This is a genomic window from Marinobacter sp., from assembly GCF_048266785.1.
In the GTDB taxonomy this organism is placed as follows: Bacteria; Pseudomonadota; Gammaproteobacteria; order Pseudomonadales; family Oleiphilaceae; genus Marinobacter.
This window is the reverse complement of the sequence record NZ_JBLWYX010000010.1, coordinates 143358-149744: the sequence shown is the minus strand read 5'-3', so window position 1 is coordinate 149744 and position 6387 is coordinate 143358. Positions and strand designations below refer to the sequence as shown.

Below are 6387 nucleotides of genomic sequence, written 5' to 3'. Positions count from 1 at the left end.
ACATTCAATGACGGCATGCCACCTGTGGTCGCGGAAGAAAAACTTAAAATACTGTCCGGGATTAGTTGACCACTACAAGGTACCTCAACAGGCGGTGACTACAGCTTCAAACATTGTTGATATCGAGACTTATATAACGAACATCGAGGGCACCAATAACACAAAGTTCCTGACCGCGATCGACATTCCTGCAAGCGAAAGAGATACCGCGATGGCGGACCTGCGATTCATGGGAATCACAGCTGGTTCTATGTTTCCGGGGATCGAAGGAGTGTGTGAGGAAATGAGAGAGATGAACTTCTAAGAATAAAGATCTAATCAGGGAGAGCAAAGCCATGGAGAGTACAACTATAAACAGCCTACTAAATAAGGTATCGGTGGTGGAGTACTAAGCGGGCTAATCGTAGCGTGGCGGGCATGTTTGTTTAAGGACGGTCAAGATATCGATTAGATGGACTTTTGCGATAGCTGCAGGGAAGGGATAGATGGAAGAGTTGGAAGTGATTGGATTTATTGCGATGGGTGCATTCCTACTACTGGTGGTGGTACTGCACCTTAAGCGGCACACCGATCTGGGCGATCCCGAGAACATGACCACGATTTACCTGGACCAGCTTCCGGAAGTGTCGAATCTCATTCCGGAGGGGCATCATCTGGTGAAACTTTTCCGACAGAGTGGCAACCCGTATAAGGGCGATGCGGTATACACCTCAGCCGGGGAGGCACTAAAGAAGGTTATGTCTACGTTTCGGAGGGCAAAAATTGAGTTTGTCGTAATTACCAAAAATACCGAGACAGAGCTCTCCTTTCAGCGTGGCATTCATGGCCACGGCGGTAAGCAAGAAGGCAAGAAGGTTGGGCGCGCTGTTATCAAACGCGTGAACTGGAGTGGAGATAAGCAGCGGCCAGGAGCCACAAGGGAAGATGCGAAGTTATAAAAACAAATATGTGTGAGAAAGGAGCTTGAAGGCAATGCAAAAGGCAGGATTGCGGCGCGAGAATCGGGGGTTTAATGTCAGAAAATATTGAAGTACTTCACGAAAGCCGGCTGGCGAACATATACCAGGTGGTTGGAGAGGGGAAGACAGCCTCCACGCTTTTAACCTCTGTGGTATGGAATGACGGGGTAGCACGGAAGAGCTATTTTAAGCTCTTTTCTAAAAAGCTTCCGTTGGGTGTTCTCAACGAAATTACGGGATACCTGTTGGCCAAAGCCTGCAAACTGCCGCTTCCTTCGCACGCTGGTATTATTCAGGTCCCAGATGGTTTGCTGACAAACCAGGATGACTTCCTTCCAGTAGCCTTTGTAGTGAGTGAAGCGCCGGGGAAAACCCCCACGACCATTTTCCAGATTACGGACCCTATTACAGAGAAGCAGCTGGCTTCCGTAATGAAAATTCTGGAAGGGTGGCCTAAGCTCAATGATACTGTGGCGTTCGATGACTGGACGGCCAACACTGACCGTAACTTGCAGAATATTGTTGTTGATGGACCGGGGCGGTTATTTCTGATAGATCACTCCAATCTGCCTGTTAAACCTACTTGGGAGGCAGTGGATCTTCAGCCAGGGGAAGAATACCCCAATATTCTGTCGGTTATTTTGAACGTCGCTCAGAATGGCACTCTGCCGCAAAAGCGCGCGATAGCTGTGGCGGCGACAAACCACCCCGATGCCTATAATGGAGTTATAAATGAGCTTCGGAATTGGTGGGATTCGTTTCTTGCCAACGATCCGTCCAGGCGGAAAGCGCTGGAAGAATTTTTAAAGATTCGAGCCGATGAAGGTCACGATCGCATAAGCCAACATTTTTATTTGATGGCGGTATAACATGAACGGTTTAGAAGAACTTTTCGCAAAAGCAGCGCCAAAAGCTGGTATTCAGGGCAACTGGTTTACTGCGCGTTGGCAGCCGGATATGGCTACAGGAGAAGTGCTCAACATAGGCGTTGGCTTTGTGTCCTCGGAGGGCGAGCTCTCTCTGAGGTTATTAAATGAGTTCTCACGGTTGGAGTGCCTATTTGATAGCAGCAACGCTGCCTTTCATGCAGAGCTTGCCTGTCAGGTCGTTGATGAGTGCATGAGATCCAATCCGCAACGCAGGGGTAACATCCTTGCCGGGGTTACGATTGAAGAACGGGGCTTTGCGCAAGGGGCGGACAACGAAAGCATTGTAGACAGGCTCTACGCTGACGTTGTAACCCTTGGTCGCCCAAAAGCCACCAAGGGAAAGAAAAAACCGTTCGTTCCTGTCTCCAGAGATGTTGCTTACGATAAAGTAAAAAAGCGACTGAAACTGGCCTTGAAGATGGATTATGGGAAGCATGTCCCCGAAGACCCGTTCAAAGAAGTGAGCGACATATACGGCAACGAAAAACTATACCTGCCGTTTCAGCGTGACAACGGAGTCGCAACGCTCACCTCTGCGGCGTATGCCGATCCATGGCGTGTTAAGAGTCAGCTGTTCGAGGGTTTTCGAGCGGTAGAAACCGCCCTTAAAAACAAAATCAGTGAAAATGCAGCTCTATTCGTTGTGATGCCAGGGGAAGGTTTGACTAAAGAGACCTTTCAGTCTTTGGAGAAGGAATTCGAAGAGTTCTATGCTTTCGTTCAGCGCCATGAGATACAAATGGAGTCGCACGAAGACCTGGATGAGCTCGGGGTCTCTGTATCAGACTGGTGCCTCGGTAAAGCGGCTTGACTTAGGAGTCCAGTGTCTCCGCATTCAAACTGGTAACCAGTCCGCTATCACTCAAACTGTGACTGGCCCTGGTTACCACCCACTGCCGCTCATCGATCTGACGCTTGAAGCCCTCCGCCCGTAGCCGGAATTCCGGACCCACATCGGGCCGCCCGGTGGCGAGGGTAACGCTCAGTTCTGCCTCTCCACGGTTCGCCCTTGCCAGTTCCGCTTTGGCTGCAGCATTGGCCTCGCTCTGGTTTGGGTAGGTTCCGCGCAGTCGCTTTACACGCTCTTCGGTACCGGCCAGCACTTGCTCCTGTTGCCCCTCGTCCACGTTGTCCCAGAACGCCACTACACCGGTATATCCATCCCGGTCTGTTTCCCGGTAGGTGCCACTGTCACCGGACTGCGGCGTGATGGTTATCTCCGGCAGGGCATTGCCGTTGGCGGTGGTGGCGGTTCCTCGAGGAGTGAACAGCAGTCGACCTGCCTTCACCGTTGCGATCGCGCCGTGCCTCTCACCCAGGCGGGTGAGCAGGTTAAGGTCTGATTCGTCGGTTTGGTCCAGATGGACAATGGTTTCACCTGCCAGTTGGTTGCTGACTACCGGTTCCAATTCATTCTGTGCGGCAATAGTGCTGACGATATCGCCAATGGTTACCTGGTCCCAACTGCGGGTACGGCGGGTGGGCAGGCCGTTGCGCATGTTGGCGCTGCGGGCGGTGATGTTGAGGGTGTTGGGTGCCCAGCTGTAACTGGCTTCATCGACGATGAACAGGCCTTTCTCGATCAATGGGCGGCCCTTCCAGCCGATGGCCAGTTCCAGCTCGGCGCCTTTGGGCGGAATTTCCAGTGCCCTGTCGTGGTCAGTTAGGGAGATGGACATGGTGTCTGCCTCGTCGCCCGGGGTTTCCTCCAGGGTGAGATCGATCAGCCGGCCGTTCAGCTTTGGGGTGATGTTCTGGCCATTCACCACCAGGCGGTAGTCAGGTGCCCGATGCTGCATCAGGCGACTCCTTCATTGCGCCGTGGCTGGTAGAGGCCCAAGCCAATGGCGGCGTCCCGGCTGGTGGCGGCCTGGTCCCTGAATGCCTGGAAGTCGTCGTCATCCACGCGCACCAGGTTGATGCTGAAGTCGATCTTGCGGGGCACGCCATCGGAGAAGAAGGCGGTGCTGGTTTCTTCCACACCGGTGATGCTCCAGAAGCCATACACCCGCCCGGAGCCTTCAATCAGAGGCCAGGCCTTGCCTTCGTCGGCCATGATGCGCACGTCATCGAGCGTAACGCGGCCACCGGTCAGTTCCGGCAGCAGGGTACCGGTAAGGGTGATGGTGTCGTCCCCCGGGCCCACATACTGATAAGCCGGCCGTTGGCCGATGCGGCTCTGGCTCGGGTGGCGCCACTGGGTGCTGCGCTGCAGCTGCTGGTAGGGCAGGGACTTCACTTCGAACACGAACATACCAAGCGTCATCATCATGGCGGTTACTCCCGATCGTACAGGGCGCTGCGGGCCCGGGTGGCTTTGCGGCGGTCGCGTTCCTGCAGGATGCGCTCGATCTGCATGGCCAGCTCCTGTTCGCTTTGCCCTGGTGCGCCATAGACGTTGATTGTTACGCTCTCGCTGGCACCGGCCGTAGCCGGTGAGCTGGGCGCGATCGGTGGCCGGTTGTCGAACTGGACACCGGCAGCGGCGGGCAATGCACCGGCTCCAATGGCAATGCCAGCCCCTACGCTGCGTACTCGTTTGCCGAAGCCGCTGACCTGCTTAAGGGCCTCCGGCTCCTGCTTCTTGATGCCGCGCCGGTAGCCTTCAAGGGTGTCCTGGCCTGCACTCATAAATACGCGTGAGGGTGACTTGATACCCAGCACATCCTTGAACCAGCCGATGGTTTTCTGCCCGGCGTTCACGATGGTGTCCTTCACCTTTTTGAGACCGCCCAGCAGACCACCCACCAGGCCATCCATGATCATGGAGCCGAAGCCGGAGAACTTGGCAGGCAGGCTGCGGAAGAAGTCCATGATGGCGCCCCAGTTTTTGTAGATTAGGTACCCGGCACCGGCAATGGCCGCAATAATGAGGCCGATGGGGTTGGCTGTCAGTGCAACTCCGATGGCCTTGATGCCAGCGGCAACGGCAGGGAGGCCTCCGGCCAGGCCGACAATGGCGGTACCGGCGGTGAAAATGGCTTTCCCGAACGCCACTATGGTCAGGATCGGCTTCATGGCGAACACGAAGGCGAGAATCATGCCCAGGTTGTCGAAGCCGCCAACCAATCCAGCCAGGTTACTGGTGATAACGCCCAGCGTTTTTGCGGTTGAGGCGGCGCCCTTTGCTATGTCTCTCAGGATAGGAATCGCGTTCTTCAGTTTGGTACCGAAGGTGGAGGCGAAGGCGCTTACCTGGTCCCGGTTCTCTCGCATCCAGGAGGACAGATCGCCCATCATTTCGGTAATAGCGGGCATGAGCTCTGCGCCGATGGTGTTCTTCATGCCAGCCATGCCCAGCTGGGCATCGAGCAGGGCGTCTTTGAAGGTTTCCGCGTCTCGTGCAGCTCTCTCGCTGAGCACGTAACCAGTCTCTCGGGCATCTTTGCGCAGCGCTTGCAGGCCGGCACTGCCATCTCTCATCATGTTGACCATGGCCACGCCCTCGCGGCCAAACAGCTGGGCGGCGATCGCTACGCGCTGGGACTGGTTCTCCACGGAGGACAGCCGGTCTGCAACCACTTCCAGGCTCTTTTCCGGTGTCAGCTTGGACAGGTCCTCGGCTGAGAGGCCTAGTTCTTCATAGGCCTTGCGGGCCGCACCGGTGCCCTGGGTGGCTTCGCCCATCCGCTTCACGAACCGTTCCAGGCTGGAATCGAACTTCTGCGTGGATACCCCGGACCGCTCCGCGGCATATCGCAGTTCCTGGAACGGGCCCAGGGCGATGCCTATCTTGTCGCCGGTTTTGGCCACCTGGTCGCCCAGGGTGGCGGTTGAGTTGGCAATGCCGAAGATACCGGCGGCCGCACCGGCACCGACAAGGGCAGTGCGCCTGCCGAAGCGGCCCACTTCACTGGTCATGTTGCCGAACTTGCCGGAGACATCCGCTTTACCCAGCTGGGCCAGGTATTTCTTCTGGCGCTGTATGCGGGTGTTGGTGGCTGCCATCTGCTCAGCCAGTCGCTTCTCCTCTCCGGAAAGGTTGCGCACGTCCACGCCGGCATCGCTCAGGCGCTTGCGCATCTTGCCCAGCTCTTTCCGTTGGTCCTGGCCTTTCTGTGTGAACGATTCCACGTCCTTCCGGGCCCGGTTGTATTCGGCCCGGAGCTTTGCAGTGGGCTTGGCGGTGGTGCGTAACTCATGGCTCAGCCGGCGGGTGCGCTCCTGGGCTTCTGACAGGGCCTGGCTGTTTTTCTGCAGGGCGCCGTCCAGCCGCTTGAAGGAGGAGATATCCCGCTGGGATGACTGCAGCTTTTTGGTTTCCGACTGGGCCTGTTTCAGGGCCCTGGCGGTGCCGGTGGTGGTGGCGTTTACCTTTTTCAGGGGGCCGGTGATCTTATCTCGGGCGGCAAGAACAACCTTCAGGTCGAGGTTCTTGGACATCATTCCTCCGGCTGGCTTCGCGTACGGGCATGTTCCCGCCACTCCATGAGTTCGGAAAGGGGCATATCGGCCATGTCTGACGGCCGCCAGTGAAAGATGGCGGCGATGTCAGCCAT

7 protein-coding genes and 1 pseudogene are annotated in these 6387 nt (G+C 56.3%); 4 read left to right on the top strand and 4 right to left on the bottom strand.

What is annotated here, in order from left to right:
• From ACN0V1_RS14645 to ACN0V1_RS14630, 4 genes and pseudogenes are all read left to right on the top strand, one after another.
• Positions 1–304, top strand: a pseudogene (locus ACN0V1_RS14645) (hypothetical protein); the annotation flags it as partial.
• Positions 305–485: 181 nt separating this feature from the next.
• Positions 486–938 carry a hypothetical protein gene (locus ACN0V1_RS14640; RefSeq protein ID WP_417545698.1) on the top strand — a complete coding sequence of 151 codons (453 nt, stop codon included), beginning with the start codon at positions 486–488 and terminating at the stop codon, positions 936–938.
• 74 nt (positions 939–1012) lie between these two features.
• A complete protein-coding gene (locus ACN0V1_RS14635) occupies positions 1013–1828 on the top strand; it encodes a hypothetical protein (protein WP_417545697.1) in 816 nt (271 codons plus the stop codon).
• Position 1829: 1 nt separating this feature from the next.
• Positions 1830–2699 (top strand): hypothetical protein, encoded by an 870-nt coding sequence (locus ACN0V1_RS14630; RefSeq protein ID WP_417545696.1) that lies wholly within the window; start codon positions 1830–1832, stop codon positions 2697–2699.
• Position 2700: 1 nt separating this feature from the next.
• On the opposite strand, the gene ACN0V1_RS14625 is transcribed toward ACN0V1_RS14630, so the two are convergent.
• From ACN0V1_RS14625 to ACN0V1_RS14610, 4 genes are read right to left on the bottom strand one after another with little or no spacing between them, the layout of a single operon-like run.
• Complete coding sequence (locus ACN0V1_RS14625) at positions 2701–3687, bottom strand: contractile injection system protein, VgrG/Pvc8 family (protein ID WP_417545695.1); 987 nt, start codon at positions 3685–3687, stop codon at positions 2701–2703.
• The gene (locus ACN0V1_RS14620; RefSeq protein ID WP_417545694.1) at positions 3687–4160 is read right to left on the bottom strand and encodes a phage tail protein; all 474 of its coding nucleotides are present in this window, start codon (positions 4158–4160) and stop codon (positions 3687–3689) included. The genes ACN0V1_RS14625 and ACN0V1_RS14620 overlap by 1 nt, the downstream gene beginning before the upstream one ends.
• Before the next feature lie 5 nt (positions 4161–4165).
• A complete protein-coding gene (locus ACN0V1_RS14615; protein ID WP_417545693.1) occupies positions 4166–6271 on the bottom strand; it encodes a hypothetical protein in 2106 nt (701 codons plus the stop codon).
• Positions 6271–6387, bottom strand: coding sequence for a GpE family phage tail protein (locus ACN0V1_RS14610; protein ID WP_417545692.1), 117 nt, complete (start codon positions 6385–6387; stop codon positions 6271–6273). The genes ACN0V1_RS14615 and ACN0V1_RS14610 overlap by 1 nt, the downstream gene beginning before the upstream one ends.

Coding starts and splice junctions, on each gene's coding strand:
- ACN0V1_RS14610 (WP_417545692.1), bottom strand. CDS start 6,387: ATGGCTGACATCGCCGCCATCTTTCACTGGCGGCCGTCAGACATGGCC.
- ACN0V1_RS14620 (WP_417545694.1), bottom strand. CDS start 4,160: ATGATGATGACGCTTGGTATGTTCGTGTTCGAAGTGAAGTCCCTGCCC.
- ACN0V1_RS14630 (WP_417545696.1), top strand. CDS start 1,830: ATGAACGGTTTAGAAGAACTTTTCGCAAAAGCAGCGCCAAAAGCTGGT.
- ACN0V1_RS14640 (WP_417545698.1), top strand. CDS start 486: ATGGAAGAGTTGGAAGTGATTGGATTTATTGCGATGGGTGCATTCCTA.
- ACN0V1_RS14615 (WP_417545693.1), bottom strand. CDS start 6,271: ATGTCCAAGAACCTCGACCTGAAGGTTGTTCTTGCCGCCCGAGATAAG.
- ACN0V1_RS14635 (WP_417545697.1), top strand. CDS start 1,013: ATGTCAGAAAATATTGAAGTACTTCACGAAAGCCGGCTGGCGAACATA.
- ACN0V1_RS14625 (WP_417545695.1), bottom strand. CDS start 3,687: ATGCAGCATCGGGCACCTGACTACCGCCTGGTGGTGAATGGCCAGAAC.